General features: G+C 69.3%; 23 protein-coding genes. 8 read left to right on the forward strand and 15 right to left on the reverse strand.

Features of this window, described 5'->3' with window-relative positions:
* Window positions 1-18: 18 nt before the first annotated feature.
* From AC5RVG_RS13660 to AC5RVG_RS13670, 3 genes are all read right to left on the reverse strand, one after another.
* Entirely contained in the window at window positions 19-969 is a 951-nt protein-coding gene (locus tag AC5RVG_RS13660) for an ABC transporter substrate-binding protein (protein WP_494014240.1), read from the reverse strand.
* 217 nt (window positions 970-1,186) lie between these two features.
* Window positions 1,187-1,630, reverse strand: coding sequence for a hypothetical protein (locus tag AC5RVG_RS13665; RefSeq protein WP_494014241.1), 444 nt, complete (start codon window positions 1,628-1,630; stop codon window positions 1,187-1,189).
* A 14-nt stretch (window positions 1,631-1,644) separates the two neighbouring features.
* Window positions 1,645-2,706, reverse strand: a complete 1,062-nt coding sequence (locus AC5RVG_RS13670) for an aromatic ring-hydroxylating dioxygenase subunit alpha (protein WP_494014242.1) — start codon at window positions 2,704-2,706, stop codon at window positions 1,645-1,647.
* 178 nt (window positions 2,707-2,884) lie between these two features.
* On the opposite strand from AC5RVG_RS13670, the gene AC5RVG_RS13675 reads away from it, so the two are divergent.
* The gene (locus AC5RVG_RS13675) at window positions 2,885-3,541 is read left to right on the forward strand and encodes a GntR family transcriptional regulator (protein ID WP_494014243.1); all 657 of its coding nucleotides are present in this window, start codon (window positions 2,885-2,887) and stop codon (window positions 3,539-3,541) included.
* Window positions 3,542-3,615: 74 nt separating this feature from the next.
* Here the strand turns inward: AC5RVG_RS13675 and hutI are convergent, their stop codons facing one another.
* Genes hutI through AC5RVG_RS13700 form a run of 5 tightly spaced genes read right to left on the reverse strand, consistent with a single transcriptional unit; the run spans window position 3,616 to window position 9,885 of the window.
* Window positions 3,616-4,845, reverse strand: a complete 1,230-nt coding sequence (gene hutI, locus AC5RVG_RS13680; RefSeq protein ID WP_494014244.1) for an imidazolonepropionase — start codon at window positions 4,843-4,845, stop codon at window positions 3,616-3,618.
* Window positions 4,842-6,260 carry an amidohydrolase family protein gene (locus AC5RVG_RS13685; RefSeq protein WP_494014245.1) on the reverse strand — a complete coding sequence of 473 codons (1,419 nt, stop codon included), beginning with the start codon at window positions 6,258-6,260 and terminating at the stop codon, window positions 4,842-4,844. The genes hutI and AC5RVG_RS13685 overlap by 4 nt, the downstream gene beginning before the upstream one ends.
* Window positions 6,257-7,456 (reverse strand): allantoate amidohydrolase, encoded by a 1,200-nt coding sequence (locus tag AC5RVG_RS13690; protein WP_494014246.1) that lies wholly within the window; start codon window positions 7,454-7,456, stop codon window positions 6,257-6,259. The genes AC5RVG_RS13685 and AC5RVG_RS13690 overlap by 4 nt, the downstream gene beginning before the upstream one ends.
* A 6-nt stretch (window positions 7,457-7,462) precedes the next feature.
* Entirely contained in the window at window positions 7,463-9,160 is a 1,698-nt protein-coding gene (gene hutU / locus AC5RVG_RS13695; RefSeq protein WP_494014386.1) for a urocanate hydratase, read from the reverse strand.
* A 2-nt stretch (window positions 9,161-9,162) separates the two neighbouring features.
* The gene (locus tag AC5RVG_RS13700; RefSeq protein WP_494002501.1) at window positions 9,163-9,885 is read right to left on the reverse strand and encodes an IclR family transcriptional regulator; all 723 of its coding nucleotides are present in this window, start codon (window positions 9,883-9,885) and stop codon (window positions 9,163-9,165) included.
* A 183-nt stretch (window positions 9,886-10,068) separates the two neighbouring features.
* Here AC5RVG_RS13700 and AC5RVG_RS13705 point away from each other — a divergent pair, with 183 nt between their 5' ends.
* The 3 genes from AC5RVG_RS13705 to AC5RVG_RS13715 all read left to right on the forward strand — a co-directional run bounded on the left by AC5RVG_RS13705 (window position 10,069) and on the right by AC5RVG_RS13715 (window position 13,883).
* Window positions 10,069-11,097, forward strand: coding sequence for an ABC transporter substrate-binding protein (locus AC5RVG_RS13705; RefSeq protein ID WP_494002502.1), 1,029 nt, complete (start codon window positions 10,069-10,071; stop codon window positions 11,095-11,097).
* A 61-nt stretch (window positions 11,098-11,158) separates the two neighbouring features.
* Entirely contained in the window at window positions 11,159-12,745 is a 1,587-nt protein-coding gene (gene hutH, locus AC5RVG_RS13710; RefSeq protein ID WP_494014247.1) for a histidine ammonia-lyase, read from the forward strand.
* Between the two features lie 100 nt (window positions 12,746-12,845).
* The gene (locus tag AC5RVG_RS13715) at window positions 12,846-13,883 is read left to right on the forward strand and encodes a sialate O-acetylesterase (RefSeq protein ID WP_494014248.1); all 1,038 of its coding nucleotides are present in this window, start codon (window positions 12,846-12,848) and stop codon (window positions 13,881-13,883) included.
* A 118-nt stretch (window positions 13,884-14,001) separates the two neighbouring features.
* Here the strand turns inward: AC5RVG_RS13715 and AC5RVG_RS13720 are convergent, their stop codons facing one another.
* Window positions 14,002-15,219 carry a glycine C-acetyltransferase gene (locus AC5RVG_RS13720; protein WP_494014249.1) on the reverse strand — a complete coding sequence of 406 codons (1,218 nt, stop codon included), beginning with the start codon at window positions 15,217-15,219 and terminating at the stop codon, window positions 14,002-14,004.
* Between the two features lie 11 nt (window positions 15,220-15,230).
* Window positions 15,231-16,277 carry an L-threonine 3-dehydrogenase gene (gene tdh, locus AC5RVG_RS13725; RefSeq protein ID WP_494014250.1) on the reverse strand — a complete coding sequence of 349 codons (1,047 nt, stop codon included), beginning with the start codon at window positions 16,275-16,277 and terminating at the stop codon, window positions 15,231-15,233.
* 363 nt (window positions 16,278-16,640) lie between these two features.
* On the opposite strand from tdh, the gene AC5RVG_RS13730 reads away from it, so the two are divergent.
* The 3 genes from AC5RVG_RS13730 (at window position 16,641) to AC5RVG_RS13740 (ending at window position 20,240) form a co-directional block, all read left to right on the forward strand.
* Window positions 16,641-17,969 (forward strand): GAF domain-containing protein, encoded by a 1,329-nt coding sequence (locus tag AC5RVG_RS13730; RefSeq protein ID WP_494014251.1) that lies wholly within the window; start codon window positions 16,641-16,643, stop codon window positions 17,967-17,969.
* 274 nt (window positions 17,970-18,243) lie between these two features.
* Window positions 18,244-19,767 (forward strand): acetaldehyde dehydrogenase ExaC, encoded by a 1,524-nt coding sequence (exaC, locus tag AC5RVG_RS13735; RefSeq protein WP_494014252.1) that lies wholly within the window; start codon window positions 18,244-18,246, stop codon window positions 19,765-19,767.
* Window positions 19,768-19,781: 14 nt separating this feature from the next.
* Window positions 19,782-20,240, forward strand: a complete 459-nt coding sequence (locus AC5RVG_RS13740; RefSeq protein WP_494014253.1) for a DUF779 domain-containing protein — start codon at window positions 19,782-19,784, stop codon at window positions 20,238-20,240.
* A gap of 195 nt (window positions 20,241-20,435) precedes the next feature.
* On the opposite strand, the gene AC5RVG_RS13745 is transcribed toward AC5RVG_RS13740, so the two are convergent.
* The 5 genes from AC5RVG_RS13745 to gatC all read right to left on the reverse strand — a co-directional run bounded on the left by AC5RVG_RS13745 (window position 20,436) and on the right by gatC (window position 25,327).
* Window positions 20,436-20,813 (reverse strand): VOC family protein, encoded by a 378-nt coding sequence (locus AC5RVG_RS13745; protein ID WP_494014254.1) that lies wholly within the window; start codon window positions 20,811-20,813, stop codon window positions 20,436-20,438.
* Between the two features lie 62 nt (window positions 20,814-20,875).
* A complete protein-coding gene (locus AC5RVG_RS13750; protein WP_494014255.1) occupies window positions 20,876-21,763 on the reverse strand; it encodes an aminoglycoside phosphotransferase family protein in 888 nt (295 codons plus the stop codon).
* A 243-nt stretch (window positions 21,764-22,006) separates the two neighbouring features.
* Window positions 22,007-23,518, reverse strand: coding sequence for an Asp-tRNA(Asn)/Glu-tRNA(Gln) amidotransferase subunit GatB (gene gatB / locus AC5RVG_RS13755; protein WP_494002512.1), 1,512 nt, complete (start codon window positions 23,516-23,518; stop codon window positions 22,007-22,009).
* Window positions 23,519-25,021, reverse strand: coding sequence for an Asp-tRNA(Asn)/Glu-tRNA(Gln) amidotransferase subunit GatA (gene gatA / locus AC5RVG_RS13760; RefSeq protein WP_494014256.1), 1,503 nt, complete (start codon window positions 25,019-25,021; stop codon window positions 23,519-23,521). It abuts the gene before it with no gap.
* Between the two features lie 9 nt (window positions 25,022-25,030).
* Window positions 25,031-25,327 (reverse strand): Asp-tRNA(Asn)/Glu-tRNA(Gln) amidotransferase subunit GatC, encoded by a 297-nt coding sequence (gene gatC / locus AC5RVG_RS13765; protein WP_493977642.1) that lies wholly within the window; start codon window positions 25,325-25,327, stop codon window positions 25,031-25,033.
* Window positions 25,328-25,637: 310 nt separating this feature from the next.
* On the opposite strand from gatC, the gene AC5RVG_RS13770 reads away from it, so the two are divergent.
* Window positions 25,638-26,768 (forward strand): metallophosphoesterase, encoded by a 1,131-nt coding sequence (locus AC5RVG_RS13770; protein ID WP_494014257.1) that lies wholly within the window; start codon window positions 25,638-25,640, stop codon window positions 26,766-26,768.
* Window positions 26,769-26,789 lie beyond the last annotated feature (21 nt).

The following is a 26,789-nucleotide window of genomic DNA, read 5'->3' on the forward strand; positions in this document are numbered from 1 at the left end:
AGCTGGTTCCCTCTTTCGCTACTTCGCCTCGAGCGCGTCGGCCGAGATCAGCACGGTCTTCGGGAAGTCCCACTTGGCGCCGATTTCCTCGTAGTGGCCATCGGCGATGATGCCCTTCACCGCCTCGGTCACGGCTTCCGTCATGCCGGAGTCCTTGGCCAGGGCAATGCCGAAGGGCGCGGGATCGTAATCCTCGCCCTCGGCCAGTTCGAACTGCCCCTTGGCTTCCTTGCCCTGGAAGGCCAGCGGCATGCTGTCGGCGATCACCCCGTCGACGCGGCCGGACGTGAGCGCGAGGTTGGCGTCCGTCTGCCCGGGGAAGTTTTGGATCTTGATCGCTTCCTTGCCGGCGGCCGTGCATGCCTTGGAGAACTCCGGCAGGTACTCCATCGACTGGATGGATCCCTTCTGGCCGCCGATCTTCTTCCCGCACATGGTCATGGGGTCCATGGAGATGCCCAGCGGATTTCCGGGAGCAACGGCGATGCCCGTGCCGGTGTTGAGGTACTCCACAAAGTCGACGATCTTCTCTCGTTCGGGCGTCACCGAGAAGGCCGACATGGCCATGTCGTACTTCCCGGAGGCCAGGCCCCCCAGGATGGTGTCAAAGGTTGCCGGAACGTGCTCCACTTCCAGTCCCAAGGCCGCGCCGACGGCGTCGGAGAAGTCGACGTCAAAGCCGATCATCGTCTGGTTGTCGGTGTCGTAGTACTCGAAGGGGGCGTAGGTCGGGTCGGAGGCGACCTTCAGCTTCCCGGAGGCCAGGATCCCCTCCGGCAGCAGGTCCCGGGCTGCCTCGTTGACCTCCACGGACCCCGTTGCGGCGCCGGCGGCGGCCGGAGCGGCGGTGTCGGCGGAGCCCGCGGCCGAACCGGAGGCGTTCGTGCAGGCGGCCAGGGACAGCGCGGCCAGCAGCACTGTGCCGGTGAGGAGATTGGCACGGACGGCACGGTGACGTGAATGACGCATGGACTTTCCTTTCATGGGCCGGACGGCGTTGTCCGGTTATGGATATCCGCACTGATCAGGAGTCGATCAGCGCCTCGGTGCTTCAGTTTCAGGTGCAGGGCGCAGCACGCGGCTCCGAATGAAACCGTGGCCGCCGCGGGACGGCCAGCGCGCCGTCCCGCCGATCCACGGGCCGTGCGTTGCGTGGTGCAAGCTGCAGGTGGTCAGGCCGTGGCCGTCAAGGGACCCATCGCAGCACCTTGGCCTTTCGCGGGGCGAGGGTGATGACCTGGACGGCAGACTCTCCCGCCGCGAGCGAGAGCCGGATAGTCTCCGCGTCCTCTCCTTCGACGATGAACACATCGCCGGCCCGCAACCGGCGTTCCCACGGGCCGTCCTCGGCGGCGACCAGCGCCTCGCCGGCCAGTCCGGTCACAATCAACTGCTCGCCGGGCCCGCGCTGCAGCGTGCCGGTGTAGTTGCCGGTGTAGCGACGGCTGTCGGAAGCGATGTAGTTCTCATCGGCTTCGAGTGCGACGGCGGGCTCGGGGCCGGATTCATCCAGTTCCACCGTCCAGCGCCACGGGTCGCCGCGCTCCGCGGAATCCGGGCATGCCGCCAGGATCTTGGCTCCCGAGTCCGCCGAGGTCTCCGCACCGAGGGCGTTTGCCCTGATCAGCATCCACATGCCGGCGCCTAGGCCGTCACGGGAGCAACCGGCTCCCGGCGGGCGGCCGAACCCATCGCGGACTTGGCCTGCTGCTCCTTTTTGAGCAGCGCGGCCAGGATACGCCGCGCCTTCGCGACCCCGCCGTCCTGGGCTATGAGGACATCGAACTCGCCCTCGAGCCGGGTCTGCATCCCGATTTCCTGGGCTTCCAGCGCCGAGGCGTCCTCGTCCAGGACCGTCGCCAAACCTACCCGGAGGTCCTCGGTCGCCTGCTCGTTGTCGACGGCGAAGTTACGGCTGAAGGCGTAGTAGTACCAGGAATTGTGCTGGTCGATCGGCGTGATGCCGTTGAGCACCTTGATTAGGAAGCCCTCTTCGCGCGGCTTGCCCTCGCCGGTGATGCCGGAGTGCAAAACATGCAGGTTCGGCACGAAGAACTCCGTGCAGTGGAAGCGGTCGAACAGTCCGCGGGCATTCATTGTTTCGGCGTAGAGCGGCGGCGCTTCCACCGAGGGCATCAGGCGGTCGACGCTGACCACATTACCCTCGACTTCAACGGTGATGCCGTGCTCGTAGATGTAGTCATCGCCCACGGTGGTCTTGTGCAGGAAGGACTCATGGGTCAGGTCCAACAGGTTGTCGTGGATCAAGTCGGCACGGCACTTGAAGTGGTAGGAATGGGTGACTGTCGCCCACTCGGGATCCACCATCCAGTGGGTATCCGGGACGTCGGCCGGGTCAGCCAGTTCCGGATCGCCGGTCCACACCCAGATCCACCCGTCCTGCTCCACCACCGGGTATTTGCGCACCTTCGCGCGCTCGGGGATGGTCGACTGGGCCGGCACTTTGGTGCACATGCCGTCCGGGCCGTAGGTGAAACCGTGATAGCCGCACTCCACCGAGTCACCGATGGTCCGGCCTTCGGAGAGCGGAAAGGCGCGGTGCGCGCAGCGGTCCGCAAGGGCAATGGCTTCGTTGTCCTGGGTTCGGAACAGGACGATCGGCTGCTCGCAGATGACCCGCCGCACGGGCTTGCGCGTGACCTCCGTTGACCACGCCGCCACGTACCAAGTGTTCAGCACATACATTTTAGGTTCTCCTCCATCGCGTGTGTATACACTGTATTCAGCGCCGCAATGTGACGTCAAGCACTTTCAGCTAAACGTTGGCAAGTTACGCGTTTCGCCGCTTTTTGCCTCGAAATCCATGTCCTGCCCGGCGGCAGGACTATAAAGTGCACTCAATGAAACCCAAAAGGAGGCCATCGTGGCTGCGATACCGAATGACGTGAGGCCGCTGGCGGTCCGGGTCCACGAGCAGCTGAGCGCCGACATCATCAGCGGAACCATCCAGGCGGGTTCGGCCCTGGCCCAGGAGTCCGTGGCGGCGCAATACGGTGTCTCCCGCACCCCTGTCCGGGACGCGCTCACCCAGTTGACGTTGGAAGGCCTGACCACCCTCGTCCCGGGCAAGGGTTATATCGTCAACCAGCTCGACGAGCGTGAGATCGAGAACGTCTTCAAGGTGCGCTATGCCCTGGAATCACTCGCGGTCCGGGACGCCATCGGGTCCTACACGCCGCAGCAGCTCGTGCGGCTCAGCGGCCTCGTGGACGAGACGGAAATCGTCGACCCGCAGGACAGCGGTGAACTCTTCCGGTTGGGCAGGGCCTTCCATCTGGCCCTGATCGAACCCTCGGACAACGACTACCTGCGCGGCGTGATCTCCTCCATCTGGAACCATCCCATCCAGCACCGGATCACGTTGACGTACCGGCAGGGACCGGAGCACCAGGCCAAGGTCATCCACGATCACCGCAGCATCCTCCAGGCACTGAAGGACCATGACGCCGAGCGTGCCGTCGAGGTCCTTGCCCACTGCCATGACGTGAAAGACCCCAACCGCTACGAACATATCGGCTGAGGACCGCTCCCGGCCTTCAGGATCCGGAGCGGGCCGGACCCGGCCTGCAGGATCCCGGGGCGGGCCGCACGAGCCTAGGCCCCCACGGCCGAGCGCACGCCCGCCCGCCACACCGCGGCGGTCAGGGGCATGCCGGGTCGGTAGGCGAGGTGCGTGGCCGACGGGGCGTTGAGCAGGTGCAGGTCGGCCCGATGGCCGACGGCGAGGGAACCCACGGCACGCTGGCCCTCGGCATCGACCCCGGTATGCCGCCCGAGCGCCAGCGCCCCGCCATAGGTGGCGGCCCGGACCGCCTCGTGCACGCTGAGTCCCATCTGCAGGACGGCGGTGGTGACGCAGAAGTTCATGGAACTCGTGAACGAGGTCCCCGGGTTGCAGTTGGACGCCAGGGCGATTTCCACGCCGGCATCGAGCAGTTGCCGGCCGGGCGCCAGCGGCTGGCGGGTGGACAGGTCGCAGGCCGGCAGGCAGGTTGCCACGGTGCCGCGCTCCCCCGTGCCGCTGGCCCGGTCCCAGCCGGCCCAGCTGCCGGCGAGCGCGGCGACGTCGTCGTCGTTCAAATAGTTGACGTGGTCCACGCTGGCTGCCCCGAATTCCACGGCCAGCCGCACGCCGGGACCTTCACCCAGCTGGTTGCCGTGCACGCGCAGTCCGAGGCCGGCGTCGCGGCAAGCCGCCAGCACGCGGCGCGACTGGGCCTCGGTGAAGGCCCCGCGTTCGCAGAACACGTCGGCCCACTGCACGTACGGCCTCACCGCCGCGAGCATGTCCCCGCAGACCAGGTCGGTGTAGTCGTCGGCGTCGATGCCGGCAGGCACCAGGTGTGCCCCGAGGTAGGTGACCTCGTCGGCCACGGTGGACGCGATGCGGGCGCTGCGGGCCTCCTGCTCCACGTCCAAACCGTAGCCGGTCTTGGTCTCCAGGTAGGTGGTGCCGCCGGCGGCCGCCTCCGCCACCCGGGCCAGCAGCAGGCGCGTGAGGTCGTAGTCGCTGGCCTCGCGGGTGGCGCCGGTGGTGACGGCGATCCCGCCGGCCTGGTAGGACTGACCGGCCATCCGTGCCTCGAACTCGGCGGTGCGGTCTCCGGCAAAGACCAGGTGCGTGTGCGAATCCACCCAGCCCGGCAACACGGCCCGCCCGCCGGCGTCGAACTGTTCGTCGGCATCGGGGGCCTGCGCCGCGGGCCCGAGCCAGGAGATGCGCTCCCCCTCGATGATCACCGCGGCGTCGTGCAGCACGGAGTCCGCGCCGCGGGCCGGGTCCTGCGTGTGCAGTTCGCCGATGTTGGTGACGACAGTGCTCATTCAAACTCCTTCAGGGCGTCGGCCAGCAGCTCGGCCGGCCAACCCAGGCGCCGGTGGCGGCCGTTGACGGCCAGCAAGTCACCGGCAACGACGACGGCGGAAACGTCCGCTGCGCTGGCGCTCAGCGGCAGTTGCCCGGGCTTTGAGCCTACCGTGCGGACGCTGCCGGGGTTCACGGCCATCAGGTCGCAGGCCATTCCGACGGCGATGCCGGCCACCGGGGTGCCCATGGCAGCGGCGGCTCCGGCGGACACCGAATCCAGCAGCTCGGCCGGTGCAAACCGGCCGCGCTGGCCGCTGGCCAGCCGTTCGCCGTGTTCCAGCGCCCGCATCTCCAGCCAGGGGTCGATGACGGCGTGCTGGTCGGTGCCGACGGCGATCCGGGCGCCGGCGTCCGCCAGCTCCCGGGCCGGGCCGATGCCGTCGGCGAGATCGGCTTCCGTGGTCGGGCACATCACCACGGTGGCACCGGCTTCCCCGAGCAGCGAGATGTCCCCCGCGGTCAGGTGCGTGGCGTGGATGGCGCTCAGGCGTGGCGACAGCAGCCCGTGCCGGGCCAGCAGGCCGGCCGGCGTCACCCCGTAGGCGGCCAGGCAGGCCTCATTCTCGGCCGGCTGCTCGGAGAGATGGATGTGCAGCGGCAGGCCCTCGGGCAGGTGCTCGGCGATGAGCGGCAACGCGGCCTCGGGCACCCCGCGGACCGAGTGCAGGGCGGCGCCCACCGTGATCCGCGCCGGGTCGAACCGGTCCGCAACCACGCGGCGCAGCGAGTCGAGCCGGGCCAGCCAGGCCTGCACGTCGCCGTCGCCGAAGCGCTGTTGCTCCGGCGCCAGCGGGACGCCGATGCCGCCGGCCAGGTAGCAGGTGTCCAGCAGGGTCAGCCGGATCCCCGCCGCCTCGGCGGCCCGGCACAGCGCCAGTTCCATCGCGTGCCCGCCGTACCCAGGGCTCTCCGGATCATCGCCCGGCGGACCTGACCGGTGCCCGCCGCGGCTCCCGCCGGCCGCGCTTGCGGACCCGTACGAGCTGCCGTCCGGGCGGTGGTGGACGTAGTGGAACTCCGCCACGCTGCTGAAGCCGGCCGCCACCATCTCCGCGAACACCGCCGTCGCCAGGCGCTCGTAGTTCTCCGGGGTCAGCGTCCCGGCCGCGCGGTACATCTGCTCCCGCCAGGTCCAGAAGTCGCCCCGGCCGGCGTGGGTGCGGCCCCGCAGCACCCGGTGGAATGCGTGCGAGTGCGCGTTGGCGGCGGCGGGAAAGACCACCCCGTCGAGCACCAGCACGCCGCCAGCCGGGTCGGGCCGGGGCGCCGTGCCCACCTGCGTGATCGTCCCGGCGTCGTCGCAGCCCAGCAGGACTCCCTCGGTCACGCCGGCGGGGCCCAGCCAGGCGCGCTCGCACCAGATGCCGCTCACAGCAGTGCCTCGAGCACGTCCGCCAAGGCTTCCGCGCCGGCGTCAGCGTCCCAGGGCTCCACGTATTCCTCCGGGGAGTGCGAGATGCCGGAGGGGTTTTTCACGAACAACATGCCGGACGGCACCCGCGAGGCCAGCACGCCGGCGTCGTGCCCGGCACCGGTGGCCAGCACCGGCGCGCCGGGCAGGGCGTTCTCCAGCTGGCGCTGCAACGCGGAGTCGAAGTGCACGGTTCCGCTGTAGGACTCTTCCGTCAGCGAGACGGAGCAGCCCTCGAAGGCGGCGATCTTCTGGGCCTTGCCGTGGATGGCCTCGACCAGGTGCGCGGTGACGGCGTCGTCCGGGTGCCGGGCGTCCAGCCACAGGTCCACCCGCGAGGCGATCACGTTGGTGCCGCCGGGCACCGGCTGGAGGCGGCCGACCGTGGCGCGGGCGTCGGGCTGCTTGGCCGCGGCCTGCTGTACGGCCAGGATGATCTGCGCCGCGGCGACCATCGGGTCGGCACGGTCGGCCATCAGCGTGGTGCCGGCGTGGTTGCCCTGGCCGGTGACGCTGATCCGCCACCGCCCGTGGCCCAGGATGGAACTGCCGACGGCGATGGTCGGGCCGTCCTCGCCCAGGCCGCGGCCCTGTTCCACATGCAGCTCGATGAAGTCGCCGATCCGCGCCAGCGCCTCCTCGTCGCGCCCCAGATGCGCAGGATCCAGCCCGTTGGCCCGGGCGACGTCGGCGAACGTGTCGCCGCTCTCGTCGCGCAGGTTTCGGGCCTTGTCCGGATCGATGGCGCCGGCCAGCAGCCGCGAGCCCAGGCAGGCCACACCGAACCGCGATCCTTCTTCTTCCGGGAAGACCGTGACGGCCAGCGGCCGGTTCGGCTCGACGCCGCGCTCCTTGAGGAGGTCCACGGCGGCGAGCGCGGAGGCGACGCCCAGCGGCCCGTCGAAGGCGCCGCCGCCGGGAACCGAATCCAGATGGCTGCCGGTGACCAGGGCGCCGGGCTGCGGCTCGCCCCACCACGCCCAGATGATGCCGTTGCGGTCCGTCTCCACGCCCAGCCCGCGGCGTTGGGCCTGTTCGATGAACCAGTCGCGCAGGCCCAGTTCCGCGCTGGAATAGACCGGCCGCGAATACCCGCCGCGCTGCGCGTCACGGCCGACGTCGGCAATGGATTCCAGGAGGGAGGACACAGTTTCCATCTGCGCCTACTTGCCCATCGGGATGTGGACGCCCCGTTCGGCCGCGACCTCGACGGCGCGGTCGTAGCCGGCGTCCACGTGGCGGATCACGCCCATCCCCGGATCGTTGGTCAGCAGCCGCTCCAGCTTCTGCGCCGCCAGCTCGGTGCCGTCCGCCACCGACACCTGGCCGGCGTGGATGGAGCGGCCGATGCCGACGCCGCCGCCGTGGTGGATGGACACCCAGGTGGCCCCGGAGCTCGCGGCGGTTAAGGCGTTCAACAGCGGCCAGTCCGCGATGGCGTCCGAGCCGTCGGCCATCGCCTCGGTCTCCCGGTACGGCGAGGCGACGGAGCCGGAGTCCAGGTGGTCGCGGCCGATCACGATCGGCGCCGAGACCTTGCCCTCGGCCACCAGCCGGTTGAAGAGCAGCCCGGCCTGGTGGCGCTCGCCGTAGCCCAGCCAGCAGATGCGCGCCGGCAGCCCCTCGAACTCCACCCGCTCCGCCGCGGCATCCAGCCACCGGTGCAGGTGCTCGTTCTCCGGGAACAGTTCCTTCAGGGCGGCATCGGTCACCTCGATGTCCTTCGGGTCGCCGGAGAGCGCCACCCAGCGGAACGGGCCCAGTCCCTCGCAGAACAGCGGCCGGATGTAGGCCGGGACGAAGCCCGGGAACTCGAAGGCGCGCTCGTAGCCGCCCTTGCGCGCTTCGTCGCGGATCGAGTTGCCGTAGTCGAACACCTCGGCTCCGGCGTCCTGGAACTCGACCATGGCCTGCACGTGCCGGGCCATGGACGCCTGCGCCTTCTTGGTGAAGCCGACCGGATCGGCCTGGGCCTCGCGCTGCCAATCCGCCACGGAAATGCCTTCCGGCAGGTACGACAGCGGATCGTGGGCCGAGGTCTGGTCGGTGACCACGTCCACGGTGATCTCGCCGGCCCGGTGCCGGCGCAGGATCTCGGGGAACACCTCCGCCGCGTTGCCCACGTAGCCCACCGACCAGCCGCGGCCTTCTTCCTTGGCCTTCATGGCCTTCGCGACGGCGGTGTCCAAATCGGTCTCCACCTCGTCCAGGTAGCGTTTGCCCACGCGGCGGCGGAGCCGGGCCTCGTCCACGTCCACGATCAGGCAGGCGCCGTCGTTGAGGGTGACCGCCAGCGGCTGGGCTCCGCCCATGCCGCCGCAGCCGCCGGTCAGTGTCAGCGTTCCGGCCAGCGTGGGAGAGGCGGTCTTGCCGGCCTCGTGCAGCTTGGCGCCGACGGCGGCGAAGGTCTCGAAGGTGCCCTGCAGGATTCCCTGGGTGCCGATGTAGATCCAGGACCCGGCCGTCATCTGGCCGTACATCATCAGCCCTTCGGCCTCCAGGCGGCGGAATTCCGGCCAGTTGGCCCAGTCGCCCACCAGGTTCGAGTTGGCGAGGAGCACGCGCGGGGCCCAGGGGTTGGTGCGCAGCACGCCCACGGGCTTGCCGGACTGGACCAGCAGCGTCTCGTCGTCTTCGAGTTCCGCCAGCGTCTTGACGATCGCGTCGTAGGCTTCCCAGGAGCGTGCGGCGCGGCCGGTGCCGCCGTAGACCACCAGGTCCTCGGGGCGTTCCGCCACTTCGGGATCCAGGTTGTTCATCAGCATCCGGAGCGGAGCCTCGGTCTGCCAGCTCTTGGCGGTGAGGGTGGTGCCCCGGGAAGCCCGGATGCGGCGGGAAGGGTCGTGCTGGGTGAACGTCATCGTCATGCCCTTTCTGGCGTGGAGGTACTTCTCTGGTTATGTTCTTCGGTCCCATTGGCCGCCGAGCCCTCCGGCGCGGCGAAGAGCGTGCCGGCTTGTTCGGCCAGCAGCAGCCCGAATTTTTCGGCGGCCTCTGCCGTCGTGCGGTAGCTGGGCGCGACGATGCTCACCGCGGCGACCACCTTGTCGCCGGCGAAGACGGGAGCCGCGACGGCGGTGACGTCGGCCTCCACGCTGTCCGCCTGCACGGTGTACCCGCCCCGGCCCACCTGTCCGCTGAGGGCCGCCCCGGCCGCGCTGCCCGCCATCGGGAAGGTCCGGCCCACCCAATTCACGTGGCGCACGGTATGGGTGCCCTCTTCGATGGCTATGTACAGCCCGTGGTCGTTGCCGGCGGTCACGCTCAGGTACGCCGACTCCCCGGTTTGGTCCACCAGGCTCCGCAGGACCTCCCGGCCCGCATCCACCAGCGACTCGTGGCTGAGCGCCTGGACACCCAGCTGCACCATCCGGAAGCCCGGCCGGTAGAGCGCGTTGTCGCGTTTCGCTGCGAACCCGTTGGCTTCCAGCGTGCGCAGCAGGCGCAGCGCGGTCGACGCCGACAGGCCCACCGCCTTGGCCGCATCGGCGAGCTTGACGCCGTCGTGCTCGCAGACGATGCGAAGCAGCGCCAGGGTGCGGTCCGCCGCCCTGGTCGTAGGATCCGCTGCCGTTCCTGACGCCATGCCTGCTCCTCGGTAGCCATCCAATGTTGCAGCCAGTAAAACATCAGTTTCATGCAGCGGCAAGGAATTAGCAAAAAACCCTTGACCCCGGCAGCGCGGATGGGTAGCTTCAGGTAGCAAGCCACGCTCGTTTTACTGATCGAAACAGGTATGCCGCGTACCGGCAGAAACAAGGAGATCCTGATGCGCCCATTGATGTCCGCGGCCACCGCGCCCCGCCGCCCCCTGCTGGCCACCGCCTCGGCCGCGGTGCTGGCCGGCGCCCTCCTGCTGACCGGGTGCGGCTCCGGCAGTCCGTCCTCCACCGGCGGCGGAACGGAAACCGCAGGGGCGCCGGCAGACGCCAACCTGGACCAGGTGAGCCTGGGCCTGATCCCGATCGCAGACGTGGCCCCGGTTTACCTGGGCATGCAGGAGGGCTACTTCGAGGAGGAAGGCATCCAGCTGTCCATCCAGCTGGCCCAGGGCGGGGCGGCCATCGTTCCGGCGGTCATGACCGGCGAATACCAGTTCGGCTACTCCAACGTCATCTCGCTGCTGATCGCGCGGGACAAGGGGCTGCCGATCACGGTGGTCTCCAACGGCTCCAGCTCCACCAATGAGCCCGGGAAGGATGGGACCGAGGTGGCGGCCATGCCGGACAGCGGCATCGAGAGCGCCGCGGACCTGGTGGGCAAGACCGTCGCCGTCAACGCGCTGAACAACTTCGCCGACGTCACCATCCGGAACTCCGTGGAGCAGGCCGGCGGCGACCCGGACGCCGTCGACTTCGTCGAGATGCCGTACCCCAACATGCCCGCGGCACTGGAGCGCGGCGACGTGGACGCGGCCTGGACCACGGAGCCGTTCCGCACGCAGATCCTGGACGCCGGCGGAAAGATCGTGGCCAGCCCGATGACCGACCTCGCCGACGACTTCGATTCGGCCTTCTACTTCGCCTCCGAGCAAACCCTGCAGGAGGACCCCGAGCTCGTGGAGCGCTTCCGCCGGGCGCTGGAGAAGTCTTTCCAGTTCGCCTCGGAGAACGAGGACGAGGTGCGCACGATCATCCAGGATTATGCCAAGGTCACGCCCGAATTGGCCGAGAAGATTGTGATCTCCCGCTGGTATCCGGAGGTCAACATGGAGGGCCTGCAAAAGCTGGGGTCCGCGGCCACCAAGTACGGCGTGCTGAAGAACGAGCCCGACTATGACGCACTGATCGCGGACTGATCCCCGCCCCTCCCATACCCGCCACTCCCACCTTCACCCGCACCCGCACCCGAAAGGCACCATGTCCCAGCTCCAGACCGCCCCCGTCTCCGTCTCCGTCGGACCCCTCTCCCCCGCCGACGTCGTCGCCGTCGCCCGCCACGGCGCCGCCGTCGAACTCAGCGAGGAATCCCTGCAGGCCATGGCCGAATCCCGCAAGGTGATCGAGGCCCTGGTGGACGACGACGTGCCGCACTACGGGGTCAGCACCGGCTTCGGCGCCCTGGCCACCAAGCAGATCCCGGTGCAGCTGCGCACCCAGCTCCAGCGCAGCCTGATCCGCAGCCACGCGGCCTCCTCCGGGGCCGAGGTGGACCGGGAGGTGGTGCGCGGGCTGATGCTCAACCGGCTGGCGACGATGGCCACCGGCCGCACCGGCGTCCGCCCGCTGGTGGCCCAGGCCTACGCGGGCATCCTCAACGCCGGCATCACCCCGGTGATCGGCGAATACGGCTCCCTGGGCTGTTCCGGGGACCTCGCGCCGCTGGCCCACTGCGCACTCGCCCTGATGGGTGAGGGCCAGGTCCGCACCCAGGAAGGCGAGCTGGTGGCGGCCGCCGACGCACTGGCCGCCGCGGGCCTGGAGCCGGTGGAGCTGCGGGAGAAGGAAGGGCTGGCACTGATCAACGGCACCGACGGCATGCTGGGCATGCTGATCATGGCGTCGGCCGACCTGCACCGGCTGCTGAAGACCGCCGACCTCGCCGCGGCCATGAGCATCGAAGGTTTGCTCGGCACCGACTCCGTGCTGGCGGAGGACCTGCACGCGCTCCGGCCGCACCCCGGCCAGATCGCTGCGGCGGCCAACATGCGCACCGTCCTGGCCGGTTCCGTCCTGATCGCAGAGCAAAAGTCAGCCGGAGCCGATGCGCAGCACCGGTTCACCCGGGTCCAGGATGCGTACTCCCTGCGCTGCGCACCCCAGGTGCACGGCGCGGCGCGCGCCACGCTTGCCCATGTGGAATCGGTGGCCGGCTACGAGCTGGCCTCCGCCGTCGACAATCCCGTGGTCACCCCGGACGGCCGGGTGGAGTCCAACGGCAACTTCCACGGCGCCCCGGTCGGCTACGCGCTGGACTTCCTGGCCATCGCCGTGGCCGACCTTGCCTCGATGAGCGAACGGCGGACCGACCGGTTCCTGGACACCGCCCGCAGCCACGGCCTGAATGCTTTCCTGGCCGATGATCCGGGGGTGGACTCCGGGCATATGATCGCCCAGTACACCCAGGCCGGCATCGTCAGCGAGCTCAAGCGGCTCGCCAACCCGGCGTCGGTGGATTCCATCCCGTCCTCGGCCATGCAGGAGGACCATGTGTCCATGGGGTGGTCCGCGGGGCTGAAACTGCGCCGCGCCCTGGACGGGCTCACCCGGGTGCTGGCCATTGAACTGCTCACCAGTGCCCGCGCCCTGGACATGCGCGACGGCGGCGTGGAGACCTCCCGCAGCGCCCCGGCCGTCACCGCTGTGCGCCGGGAGATCCGCAAAACCGTCGCCGGTCCAGGCACCGACCGCTATCTCTCGCCGGAAATCGAGGCGGTCCGACTGCTGGTGGACAGCGGCGTGCTGGTGGACGCCGTCGAACAGGCGGCGGGCACGGCACTGAACTGATGCGTTCGGCATAGACTGGTGCCGACAATCGCCGCGTCCGGCAGGCCGGACCGGATGCGGCGCAGGGACTCTGGGGGCCGGCACCGGGAGGACCTGCTGCATGGCCGCCAACACGCCCGAGGGACAGCCGAGCCGGCGCAGACTGCTGCAGCAGACGGTCCCCGTCCTGGCGGCCGGCATCGGGACCGGGGCGTTGGGCACGGCCGGGGCGGCCGCAGCAACCCGGCCGGATTCCGCACCGGATGACGAGCGGATTGCGCGCTTGGTGGCGGACCCGACGTCGGCCACCCACCGGGAGCTGCTGCAACTGCTGGCCCCGACAATCGCGGCTGCCGCCCATACGGCTGCCAACGGGCGCGTCGATCCCCGCCAGGCCGGTTACGACGTCGTCCTGCTGCTGGGCCAGTCGAACATGCAGGGCTGCGGCCTCCCTTTCGATCCGGCCATCGATGTGGAGCTCGACGGGATCGACCAGCTGGCGGGTTCCGGCCCGTCCGCCGGCCGGGTCATCACGGCCAGCGAACCGCTCTGCCATGTCGCCAGCGTGTGGGTAGACGGCCGGCCCGCGGTGGGACCGGGCCTCGAATTCGCGCGGCAGCTGTGGCTGGCCCAGCCGGCCGGCCGCAAGGTGTTGCTGGTGCCCGCGGCCCTGGGCGGCACCTCGATCACCGGCAACGCCGACTACTCCTGGGATCCGGACAACAAAACTGCCCGAACGAACCTGTGCCACCGCGCGCTGGATGCCGCCCGGCAGGCGCTCTCGCTGAATCCGCGCAACCGTTTGGCGGCGGTCCTGTGGCACCAGGGCGAGTCCGACGCAGTGCTGGGTGCCTCGGAAGGCTGGTACCGCCGCAAGTTGCTGCAGATTATTGATCTGGTCCGCGACGCGCTGGGGCCGGCGCCGTTCCTGATCGGCGGGATGGTGCCCGAATGGCTGCCCGATGACCGGCGGCGGCGCGGCATCGAGGCCGCACACCGCTCCGTGGCGGCGCAGCGGTTGCGGACGGCGTTCGTGGCGGGCCCGTCCGGCGCCAGCCAGGATGCCGAACAGATCCATTACAGTGCCGCCGGCGCCCGCGAGCTCGGCCTGCGCTTCTACCGCGCCTTCGAAGCCGAAACCTCGGACCGGGCCCGGTAGCCGGGAAGGCAGGACGGCGCTCGGTAGCCGGGCCCGCAGTCGGGGCTCCGTGGCCGGGCCCGCCTGACCCGGTAGCCAAGTCCCCGCGGGCCGGGCAAGGGCGCCACGCCCCGCCCGGTCAGGCCGCCCCGACCGCCTGCCGGGAGGCGACGAAAGCCGCCACGCAGGCCTCGACGTCGTCGGCGCTATGGGCCGCCGAGAGCTGCACGCGGATCCGCGCCGCGCCCTTGGGCACGACCGGATAGCTGAAGGCGGTGACGTACACGCCGTGGGCGAGCATGGCCTCGGCCACCCGCCCGGCGAGGACCGCGTCGTGGAACATCACCGGGACGATCGGGTGCCCGCCTTCCAGCAGGTCGAACCCTTCCTCGGCCATCCGCCGGCGGAACAACGCGGTGTTGTCCCGCAACCGGGACCGAAGGTCGGCCGAACCGCCCACCAGTTCCAGCGCCTTCAAAGTGGCGGCCACGATGGCCGGCGCTACGGAGTTGGAGAACAGGTACGGCCGGGCCTTTTGCCGCAGCACGGTCACAATTTCGCGGCGGCCGGACACGTAACCGCCGGAGGCACCGCCGAGCGCCTTGCCGAAGGTTCCGGTGTAGATGTCCACCCTGTCGGCCACCCCGGCGTGCTCCGGGGTGCCGGCACCGTTGGCCCCCATGAAGCCGACGGCGTGCGAGTCGTCGACCATCACCAGCGCCCCGTATTCTTCGGCCAGTTCGCAGATCCGTTCCAGCGGGGCCAGGTAACCGTCCATGGAGAACACGCCGTCGGTGACGATGACGGTCCGCCGGGCGCCGGCGCCGTCGTTCAACGCCGCAGCCTGTTGCAGCCGCTCCTGCAGCTCGGCCATGTCCCGATTGGCGTAGCGGAACCGCACTGCCTTGGACAGCCGGATGCCGTCGATGATCGAGGCATGGTTCAGCGCGTCGGAGATGATGGCGTCCTCCGGCCCGAACAGCGATTCGAAGACCCCTCCGTTGGCGTCGAAACAGGACGAGAACAGGATGGTGTCCTCGGTGCCCAGGAAGCGCGACACTTCCCGTTCCAGCTGCAGGTGGAGGTCCTGCGTGCCGCAGATAAAGCGCACGCTGGCCATACCGAACCCGCGGTCGTCCATGGCGGCCTTCGCGGTGGCGATGATGTCCGGATGGTCGGCCAACCCCAGGTAGTTGTTCGCGCAGAAGTTCAGCACCTCGCGGGTCGACCCGTCCGCCGGGCCTGCGGAGATGTGGCTGGACTGCGGGGTGGTGATGCGCCGTTCGGCCTTGAACAGTCCGGCGGCGCGGATCTCCTCCAGCTCCGAGGCCAGCTGGTCCTTGAGTGTTCCGTACATGCTTGCCCTCCCTAGATCCGGGTCCAGTCCAGGACCACTTTGCCGCTTGTCCCCTGCCGGGCCGTCTCGAACCCGCGCTCCCATTCGGCGGCCGGCAGCACGTCGGTGATCACGGAGGAAATCGCCGCATGCAGGGCCGGGCTGGAGGAGAGCATGGCGCTCATCGCGTACCAGGTTTCGAACATCTCGCGCCCGTAGATGCCCTTGAGCGTGAGCATATGGGTGACCACCTTGGCCCAGTCGATGGCGATGTCTTCGGCCGGCAGCCCCAGCAGCGCAATCCGGCCGCCGTGGGTCATGTTGTCGATCATGGCCCGCAGCGCCGAGCCGCGGCCGGACATCTCCAGCCCGATGTCAAAGCCTTCGACCAGTTCCAGCTGCTGTTGCGCGTCCGCCACCCGGGCGTGGCTGACGTCCACCACCAGGTCGGCGCCCATCTGCTTGGCCAGCTCCAACCGTTCGGCGGACACGTCGGTGACGGCGATCTTGCGGGCGCCGGCGTGCCGGACCACCGCTATGGCCATCAGCCCGATGGGCCCGGCGCCGGTGATCAGGACGTCTTCGCCGACCAGCGGAAAGCTCAGTGCCGTGTGCACGGCGTTGCCGAACGGATCGAAGACCGCGCCCAGTTCCGGCGTGACCGCCGGGTCGGTATGCACCCACACATTGGTTTCGGGGATCACCACGAACTCTGCGAAGGCACCGTCGCGCTGCACGCCGACGCTGACCGTGCGGATGCACATCTGCCGCCGGCCGGCGCGGCAGTTCCGGCAGGTCCCGCAGACGATGTGGCCCTCCCCCGAGACCCGGTCGCCGATCTGCACGTCCTGCACGGCGCTGCCGGCGGCCACGACCTCGCCATAGAACTCGTGGCCGGGGATCAGCGGCGCCCGGACCGCTCCGGCGGCCCAGTCGTCCCAGGCCTGGATATGCAGGTCGGTGCCGCAAATGCCCGTGGTGTGGACCTTGATCTTGACCTCGCCGGTGCCGGGTTCCGGTTCCGGACGGTCGACCAGCTCGAAGCCGGCCTGTGGGCCGGACTTGTAGAGCGCCTTCACGCGGTGTCCTTTCGCTAAAACGGGCCGGCGCGTCCGGCCGCCCGGGCTGTGGCCCGGATCACTAGGCCAACTCTACGTAACTGTCTTGGCGAAGTGGAGCACGTCACCGTATCCGTCGCGTCAGGGCAGGGTAGCTTTGCTCGCAACCGGCGGCCGCAGGGCATCCTCGAGTCACCGACTGCGAACCGGGCAGGCCGACCCCATGGGAAACAGGAAACCGGGTCCGGAGCCGCGTGCCGTGAAAGCCTGTGGAAAGGCCGCGGAAGCGCAGGCTAGACTGTGACCCCGGCCACAGGTGCGTGGCTGCGATCCGGTAAAAGGGGTTCTCCAGTGCCGCACCCAGCCCAGCCAGCATCCCGGCCCGTGCAGGACCAGGCCTACGCCGCGCACGAGCGGCTGGATCCGATGCAGCTGTCCGCCGGGACCGGGAGCATCAGGGGGCTGCGCGCGGTGGTGCGCGACTCCTGGCAACGGTCCTTGCGGCACGCGGCGGATCCGGATCGGGCGCTGGCTCCACTGGTCATGGCCGCGGACGCGCTGGACGAGTTCCGCCGGAACCATCCGTTGTCCGCCATCATGCCGGTCTTTGGCCGGCTGCTGGTGGAGCCCAGCCGCGACGCGGGGATGCTGGTGGCCGTGGGAGACCGGCACGGGCGGCTGCTATGGGTGGACGGAGAGGCCCGCCTGAAAGACCGCGCCGAAGGCATGATGTTCATGCCCGGCACCGACTGGTCGGAGGCGACCGTGGGCACCAGCGCGCCCGGCACGTCGCTCGCGTTGGGCCGTGGAGTCCAAATCGCCGGTGCCGAGCACTTCAGCCGGGCGGTCCATTCATGGAACTGCACCGCCGTCCCCATCAAAGATCCCGAAACCGGCGCCGTCCTCGGCGTCGTGGATCTGACCGGCGGGGAGGAAGCGGCCGCGCCCCACACGCTGTCCTTGGTCCGGGCGGCGGTAGCGGCGGCCGAGGCAGAGCTGCGCATTCTCCGCCTCCAGGCAGCCGCCCGGCACGACCCGGGGACGCGGAGCCGGTCAGCACCTGCCGGCCCGATCACGCGGCGTCGGGGGACGCCGGCCCGTCCGGAGGGCGAATCCGGAACCCGCCCGAAGGCCGGTCTGCGCATCATGGGACGCGATCAGGGACTGTTGGAACTGGCCGGCCAGCGGATCGAGTTGTCGCAGCGGCACACGGAGATCCTCACCCTGCTGGCCCTGCATCCCGCCGGCCTGACGGCCGGGGAACTGGCGGACCAGCTCAACCCGCGGGCCCAGGGCGCCACCTTGCGCGCCGAGATGGTGCGGTTGCGCAAGCTGCTGGCCGGCATCAGCCCTGCCGCCGTGCCCACATCCCGGCCCTACCGCCTCCCCCAGGAAGTGGCCGTCGATGCGCAGCAGGTCCTCCGGTGCCTGGCCCGCGGGGCACACCGGCAGGCGCTTGGACTGTACCGCGGGCAGGTCGTTCCGCGGTCGGAGGCGCCCGGCGTCGTCAGTTTCCGCCGGCATGTCAGCGCCACCCTGCGCGAGGCAGTGCTGAGCAGTGCCTCGCCGGATGAAGTCCTGCGGTACCTGCAGCTTCCCGAGGCAAAGTACGACGCCGAGGCCTGGCGCGCGGCGCTGCGCCTCCTGCCGCCGCGCTCACCCAAGCGGGCCGCGGTCGTCGCGGTGCTGGAACAGTTGGAAGCCGGGGGCTGACGGGACCTTCGGAACGCTGCCGCCGGTGCAGGCGGAGCCGGTGGTCCGGCGGCCCCTTCTGAACCGTGCCGCGGCCGGAGCCGGTGCAGGCGGAGCCGGTGCAGGCGGAGCCGGTGGTCCGGCGGCCCCTTCTGAACCGTGCCGCGGCCGGAGCCGCAGCATGGGCAACCCCTGCAACCTGATTGCAACGTTGCCCTCCGTAGGCTCTGGGGACACAGACAGTGCCGTCTGCCGGGCCGTGGGGGTCCGGACACCGAAGCCAGAGGAGTCGACCATGACTGTTTACGCCCAGCCCGGAACCGAGGGATCACCCGTCAGCTTCAAGCAGCGCTACGAGAACTGGATCGGCGGCGAATGGGTCGCCCCGGTGAAGAACCAATACTTCGAGAACCCCTCCCCCGTGACCGGCAAGACGTTCTGCGAAGTGGCACGCGGGACCGCCGAGGACATCGAACTGGCCTTGGACGCCGCCCACAAGGCGGCACCGTCGTGGGGCAAGACCTCGGTAGCGGACCGGGCCGCAGTGCTGAACCGGATCGCGGACCGGATCGAGGAGAACCTGGAACTGCTGGCCGTGGCCGAGACCTGGGACAACGGCAAGGCCGTGCGCGAGACCCTGGCCGCCGACATCCCGCTGGCCGCCGACCACTTCCGCTACTTCGCCTCGGCCATCCGGGCCCAGGAGGGCCGGCTGTCCCAACTGGACGACGACACCACCGCCTACCATTACCACGAGCCACTGGGTGTGGTCGGGCAGATCATCCCCTGGAACTTCCCCATCCTGATGGCCACGTGGAAGCTGGCTCCCGCGCTTGCGGCGGGCAACGCCGTCGTTCTTAAGCCTGCGGAGCAGACACCGGCGTCCATCCTGGTGCTGATGGAGCTGATCGCGGACATCCTGCCGGCGGGCGTGGTCAACGTGGTCAACGGTTTCGGCGTGGAGGCCGGCAAGCCGCTGGCGTCCAGTCCGCGGATCCGCAAGATCGCGTTCACCGGCGAGACCACCACCGGCCGGCTGATCAGCCAGTACGCGTCGCAGAACCTGATTCCCGTCACGCTGGAGCTGGGCGGGAAGAGCCCGAACATCTTCTTCTCGGATGTCGCCGCCGAGAACGACGCGTTCTACGACAAGGCGCTGGAGGGCTTCACCCTGTTCGCGTTCAACCAGGGCGAGGTCTGCACCTGCCCGTCGCGGGCGCTGGTGCAGGAGTCGATCTACGACTCGTTCATGGCCGATGCCCTGGCCCGGACCGAGGCGATCATCCAGGGCAACCCGCTCGACACGGACACCCAGGTCGGCGCCCAGGCCTCCAACGACCAACTGGAGAAGATCCTGTCCTACATGGACATCGGCCAGCAGGAGGGCGCGAAGGTCCTGACCGGCGGCGGCCGGAACATCCTGGACGGGGACCTCGCCGACGGCTACTACGTGAAGCCCACCATCTTCGAGGGCGACAACAGCATGCGGATCTTCCAGGAAGAGATCTTCGGGCCGGTCGTCTCGGTTACCCGGTTCGGGAACTATCAGGAAGCCCTGCAGATTGCGAACGACACGCTCTACGGGCTGGGAGCCGGCGTGTGGAGCCGCAACGGGAACGTGGCCTACCGGGCAGGGCGCGAAATCCAGGCGGGCCGGGTGTGGGTGAACAACTACCACGCCTACCCGGCGGGAGCGGCGTTCGGCGGCTACAAGTCGTCGGGCATCGGCCGCGAGAACCACGCGATGATGCTGGACCACTACCAGCAGACCAAGAACCTGCTGGTCAGCTACAACGAGAACAAGCTCGGCTTCTTCTAAAGACAGGTCACGTCATGGCGTCTGCTTCACCGCAGGGGCAGGGGTCACCCACCCCGCCCGCCGCGAAACACGAGGCGGCGCTCGAGGCCGCGGTGGCGCTGCCCGGGGAGGATGTTTCCCGGGTGGCGCTCACCGGACCGGCGGTCGGGCTGCTGCAAAGACTGTGGGAAACCCACGGGCCGCTGATGTTCCATCAGTCCGGCGGCTGCTGCGACGGTTCCTCCCCCATGTGCTATCCGGCCGGTGAATTCCTTACCGGCGATGCGGACGTGCTGCTGGGCACGTTCGACCTTCCCGGCCGCGGGAGCCTGGACTTCTGGATGTCGCGGGAGCAGTTCGCGTACTGGAAACACACGCATCTGACCGTGGACGTGGTGGACGGGCGCGGCAGCGGGTTCTCGGTGGAGGCGCCGGAGGGCAAACGCTTCCTGATCCGCTCCCGGCTGTTCGACGGGAGCGGGCAGCCGGCCTGAGGGGGCGGTCGGGGCCGGGTGCCGATCTCCCTGACGCTCCGGTTTGGGCCCCTGCTCCGCTTATTAGGCGGAGCAGGCGCCCGGACCGGAGCGCGGGCCCGAACCGGAGCAGGGGCGGGGACCGGAGCAGGAGCGGGGACCAAACCCGGGGGCGGGGACCGGAGCAGTGGCGGGGACCCTTGATCCCCCGCGCGGCTAGCGTTCGAAGAGGCAGAACGGGTGCCCCGCTGGATCGAAGTACACCCGGACGTCGTCCTGCGGTTGGTATCCGGCACGTTCAGCCCCTACCGACTCGGCATGAGAGCAGGCGGCGGCCAGGTTCTCGACGACGATGTCCAAATGCATCAGCATTTGCTGTTCGCCGGGTTCTTCGGGCCAGACCGGCCGGCGGTAGTCCTCCTCCAGCTGGAAGGACAGCCCCGGCCCACCGCCCGGATTGGCCAGCGTCACCCAGTCTGGCTCGTTGGTGCGGATGTCCCAGCCCAGCAGCCGACCGTAAAACTGAGCCAAGGCCAACGGATCCGGCGCTCCCAGCACCGTTGCATGCAGCTGCAGTCCTGTGGGGCCGGGCATCGCCGCTCCTCCCGTGGACTGGGCAGTAGTCCGGCCATGCTACTGCGGCAGCGGCGCGGCGGCTAGCTCCCGGACAGGACTTCGGCCAGCGCCCGCTCCGCCACGCCGCGCAACAACCGGTTGTCATCCGAGGAGGTCAGCAGCACCGTCGCGATGTTCAACGCCCAGCCGCGGGCGCGCTGCCAGGTGTCCGGGGAAACGTCGGTGCGCGCTTCGACGGCCGCAATAAACTCGCGGCGCCCCGGGGCGTCAAACACCAGCCAGGCGGCGGCCAGATCGGTGGCCGGATCGCCCGCGGCGATGTCGCCGAAGTCGATGACGGCCGCCAACCGGTTTCCGTTCACCACCAGGTTCCCCGGGTGGAGGTCGCCGTGCAGCCACAGTGCCGGTCCCTCCCACGCGGGCACGGCGGACAGCTGGCGCCACAGCGCCATGACACGTTCTGCCTCCGGAATGGCCCCGGAAGCCAGGCGCTGCTGCACGGCGGCGTTGCGGGAGGACAGCGGCACGCCGCGCACCGGATTCACCGGGGCGCCCGCCGGGGCGGGCACGTGCAGCGCGGCCACGAACGCCGCCAGCCCCGGGGCCAGCGATCGCCGTTCCTCCGGCTGGAGGCGCCAGGCAGCCCGGCCCTCCAGCCACGGCACTACCGACCAGGACCAGGGATAGTACGACGTCGGGCTGCCGCGGCGCGTCGGGGCCGGCACGGCGAGGGGCAGCTCCCGGGCCAGGGACGGGAGCCACTGCTGTTCATGCAGCACCAGATCCCCTGCCGCGGTCCGGCGCGGCAGCCGGACGGCCAAATCGGCTCCGAGTTTGAACGTCACGTTGTCCCACCCGTTGGCCACCCGCACCAGCGGCAGCCGGGCGAGGTCCGGGAACTGGTCCGAGAGCAACCGCTGCACCAGGTCGTTACTGATGTCGATTTCGGCAGCAGGCATCGAAGCCATCTGTTTCCGTGCTCCCCTTAATCGGCGGGCGTGGCCCCGCCGGCGGCGAAGGCTGTCGTACCCGGTCCGGTAGTCCAGCGGAACCGGCCCGATGTCGGCCCGGGTCCGCTAGGCCAGCGGAACCGGCCCGATGTCGGCGTTGGCGGACGCGCGCGTACCCGGGCGGGCCGGACGCCGCGGAAGCGGGCCGATATCGGCACCGGCACGGCGCGACCCATCACCGTTCATCATGAACTCCACCGGCTAACCCTGAACGCCGAGGCGTTCAAAGATCAGCTCGCGGACCCGGCCGGCGTCGGCCTGCCCGCGGGTGGCCTTCATGACCCCGCCCACGATGGCGCCGGCGGCCTGGACCTTGCCGCCGCGGATCTTCTCGGCCACCTCTGGCTGGGCTGCCAGCGCAGCATCGATGGCTTCCAGCAGGGCGGAATCGTCCGACACCACGGCCAGGCCGCGCTTCTCCACGACCTCTTCGGGTGTGCCCTCCCCGGCGAGCACGCCGTCGAGCACTTGGCGGGCCAGCTTGTCGTTGATCTTGCCGGCCTGCACCAGACGGTCCAGCTCGACCACGGTCAGCGGGCTCACGCCCAGTTCCGAAGGTTCGAGTTCGGCTTCCTTGGCGCGACGGGAGATTTCACCCATCCACCACTTGCGGGCCACGGCGGCGGAGGCTCCGGCGGCAATGGTTTCCTCGATCGACTCCATCACGCCGGCGTTGACCACGTCGCGGAATTCGGCGTCGGAATAGCCCCACTCGGCCTTCAGCCGCTTGTGCCGTTCGGCCGGCGGTTCGGGCAGCCGCGAACGCAGTTCTTCGATCCACTCTTCGGTGGTGACCACCGGGACCAGGTCCGGTTCCGGGAAGTAGCGGTAGTCATCGGCGTCGGACTTGGGCCGGCCCGCGGTCGTGGAGCGGGTGTCCTCGTGCCAGTGGCGGGTTTCCTGGACCACCTTCCGGCCGGCGTCCAGGACCGCCGCGTGGCGCTGGATTTCGAAGCGGACGGCACGTTCCACCGCACGCAGCGAGTTCACGTTCTTGGTCTCGGAGCGGGTGCCAAACTGCTCCGAGCCCTTGGGCATCAGGGACACGTTCGCGTCGCAGCGGACGTTGCCGCGTTCCATCCGCGCGTCGGAGACGCCCAGGTTCTTGACGATCTCGCGGACGGCGGCCACGTAGGCACGGGCCAGTTCCGGAGCACGGGAGCCGGCTCCGACAATAGGCTTGGTGACGATCTCCACCAGCGGAACGCCGGCGCGGTTGTAGTCCACCAGCGAGTACTCAGCGCCTTGGATCCGGCCGGTGGCGCCGCCCATGTGGGTGAGCTTGCCCGCGTCCTCCTCCATGTGCGCGCGTTCGATCTCCACCCGGAACACTTCGCCGTCTTCCAGCTCGATGTCCAGGTAGCCGTCGTAGCAGATCGGGTCTTCGTACTGGGAGGTCTGGAAATTCTTCGGGGTGTCCGGGTAGAAGTAATTCTTCCGGGCGAAGAAGCAGGATTCGGCGATCTTGCAGTTGAGCGCGAGCCCAATCAGGATCGAGTACTCCACCGCCGACTTGTTCACCACCGGCAGGACGCCGGGCAGGCCCAGGTCCACCGGCGACACGTTCGTATTCGGCACATCGCCGAACGCGTTCGGGGCGGCGGAGAACATTTTGGTCTTCGTGTTCAGCTCAACGTGGACCTCAAACCCGAGGACCGGGTCATACTTCGCCATCGCCTCTTCGAAGGAGACCAACTCTTCTGTTGCAGCCATTTACTTCACACCTCCGAGGACAGGAGCCTGAGCCAGCAGCGGGCCGCCCCACTGGGCTTCCAGCAGGTTTTCAAGACCGGCGCCGGCGCGGTACAAGCGGGCGTCTTCACGGGCGGGGGCCAGGAACTGGATCCCCACCGGAAGCCCGTCGGTCAGGCCGCCCGGCACCGATATGCCAGGCACTCCGGCGAGGTTGGCCGGAATGGTGGCCACGTCGTTGAGGTACATGGCCATCGGGTCGTCCAGCTTCTCGCCCAGCTTGAACGCGGCCGTCGGCGCCGTGGGAGAGACCAGCACGTCGACGGTCTCAAACGCCGCGGCAAAGTCGCGCTGAACCAGCGTGCGGACCTTCTGCGCCGAACCGTAGTAGGCGTCGTAGTAGCCGGCGGACAGGGCGTAGGTGCCCAGGATGATGCGGCGCTTGACCTCGTCGCCGAAGCCGGCGGCACGGGTGGCACCCATCACCCGCTCGATCGTCATCGGGCCCTCGGCCGGCAGCACGCGATGTCCGTAGCGGACGCCGTCGAACTTGGCCAAGTTGGAGGAAACCTCCGAGGGCATGATCAGGTAGTAGGCGCCCAGCGCGTACTTGAAGTTCGGGCAGGAGACCTCCAGCACCTCGGCGCCGGCCCCGCGCAGCAGTTCCAGGGCCTCGTCGAAGCGGGCCTGCACGCCGGCCGCGTAGCCTTCGCCCTGCAGCTCCTTGATCACGCCGATGCGCATGCCCCGCACGTCGGCGTTCCGGGCGGCCTCGACCAGCGCACCCACCGGGTCGGTCAGCGAGGTGGAGTCGGCCGGGTCGTGTCCGCCGATGACCTCATGCAGCAGCGCGGCGTCCAGGACCGTGCGCGTCACCGGACCGATCTGGTCCAACGAAGACGCCATCGCAATGGCGCCGTAGCGGGAAACTCCGCCATAGGTCGGCTTGACACCCACCGAACCGGTCACTGCGGCCGGCTGGCGGATGGACCCGCCGGTGTCGGTGCCCAGCGCCAGCGGTGCTTCGAAAGCGGACACGGCTGCCGCAGAGCCGCCGCCGGAGCCGCCGGGGATCCGGTCCAGGTCCCACGGGTTTCGGGTGGGACCGTAGGCGGAGTGCTCGCTGGAGGAACCCATGGCGAATTCGTCCAAGTTGGTCTTGCCCAGCATCGGCATGCGCGCCGCCCGGATCTTCTTGACCACGGTGGCGTCGTACGGGCTCATCCAGCCCTCAAGGATCCTCGAGCCGGCCGTGGTGGGCTGGCCCACGGTGACGATCAGGTCCTTGATCGCTATCGGGACGCCCGCCAGGGCATGCAGCTCTTCGCCGGCCGCGCGGGCTTTGTCCACGTCCGCCGCCACCGCGAGCGCCTCGTCGGTGTTCACGTGCAGGAACGCGTTGAGGTCGCCGTCGACCTCGGCGATGCGGTCCAAATGCGCCTGGGTGACCTCCACCGAGGACACCTCCGAAGCGGTCAGCATCTCGGCCAGCTTGGCCGCGCTGTGGGTAATCAGTTCGCTCATGGGTGCGTCTTACTCCTCGTCCAGGATCGCCGGAACTTTGAACCGGCCGTCGGCCTGGTCCGGTGCGTTCGCCAGGGCAAGTTCCTGGCTCAGCGTCTCCCCCACCACGTCCTCGCGGAACACATTGTTCAGCGGGATCGGGTGCGAGGTCGCCGGAACGTCGGGGCTGGCAACTTCCTGGACGGACTTGATCGAATCGACAATGACGTCGAGTTCGCCGGCCATCTTGTCCAGTTCTTCGGCGGTCATCTCAATGTGGGCCAGCCGCGCCAAATGCGCCACCGCCGCACGATTGATCTCAGACATGAGTCTCCTACGCGGATGGAATGCTTTTCCTTTTCAGTCTACCGGCGCAGAAGGGTCGGGATTCGCCAGGAAATGCCGAGGGACCATCCCACGGCGACAGCCTCCGGCTTCCCGGCGCCCGGTCTTGGGCTTGGCGATCCGCAGGGACAGCGGGGGGACCACGGACTTGATCGTTTCGGCTCACTGCCCGTGCCGCTTTATCGTTGACCGTCTGACACCGGGCACCTAGAATGTGGCACGCGCTCGGGCCCAGGCCGGGCCGCCAGGCTTCCTGCCGGCTGCCGAAGTCCTTCGCGGCGAGGAGGTCCCCATGCGTCCGGCTCGGCTGGCTGCCATCGCCCTCACCGCCCTGCTGCTGCCCTGCTGCAGCAGTCCGGGGCAAGGCTCGCCCGCCCCGGCGCCGCACGCCTCGGCGGGCCCTACTTCCGTGACCTCTCGCGCGCCGGCCGCACCGCCGGTTGCGTCACCACCTGCCTCCGACCCGGCCGCCGCCGCGCCCCGGACAGCCGGCAACTCCGCGGAAAGCGTGAAATTCGCGGCGGCCGGGGACTTCGGCTTCGACGAAGGTGCCGCGCAGGTGCTGGAAGCGATGGCGGAAAGCGGCTCCCGGTTCGGCCTGGCGCTCGGCGACCTGTCCTACGGCCTTCCCGGCACGGAATCGGGGTGGTGCAGTTTCGTCACCAACCACCTGGGGCCGGATATTCCCCTGCTGCTGGTCGCCGGAAACCACGAAAGCGACGGCCGGAACGGTTCGATCGACGAATTCGCCCGCTGCCTTCCTCCCCGCCTACCCGGTGTCCACGGCGCCTATGGGCGCCAATGGTTCGTGGATATCCCCCAGCGGGACCCCCTGCTGCGGCTGATACTGATTTCGCCGGGCCTGGAGTTTCCGGAATCCGGCCGCTGGGACTACCTTCCCGGCACCGACCATTACCGGTGGACGGCCGCCGCCATAGACTCGGCCCGCGCCGCGGACATCCCGTGGGTTGTGGTCGGTTCCCACAAGCCCTGCCACTCGGCGGGCGCCTACGAGTGCGATCCCGGTTCAGCCGTGACGGATCTGCTGCTGGACAAAAAAGTGGACCTGGTGCTGCACGGCCACGAACACCTCTACCAGCGGACACACCAACTCGCCCTGGGGCCGGACTGCCCGTCGCTGCTGCCCGCGCACAGCGATAATGCCTGCATCTCCGACACCGACGCGGACTTTGAGTCCGGTGCCGGCACGGTCTTCGCGACGGTCGGCACCGGTGGGCAACCGCTGCGCGACATCAACGGTTCCGACGCCGAGGCGCCCTACTTCGCCGCCTACTCCGGCGCAAACGCCGAGCCCGCGCACGGGTTCGTGGAGATCGAGGTGACCGAGGACTCCCTGATGGCCGCGTTTGTGGGCGCCGGCGGCGCAAACTTCACCGATTCGTTCACGTTCAGGAAACCCTGAGCACGCGCTGCCTGCAGCGTA

Source organism: Arthrobacter senegalensis, assembly GCF_059091765.1.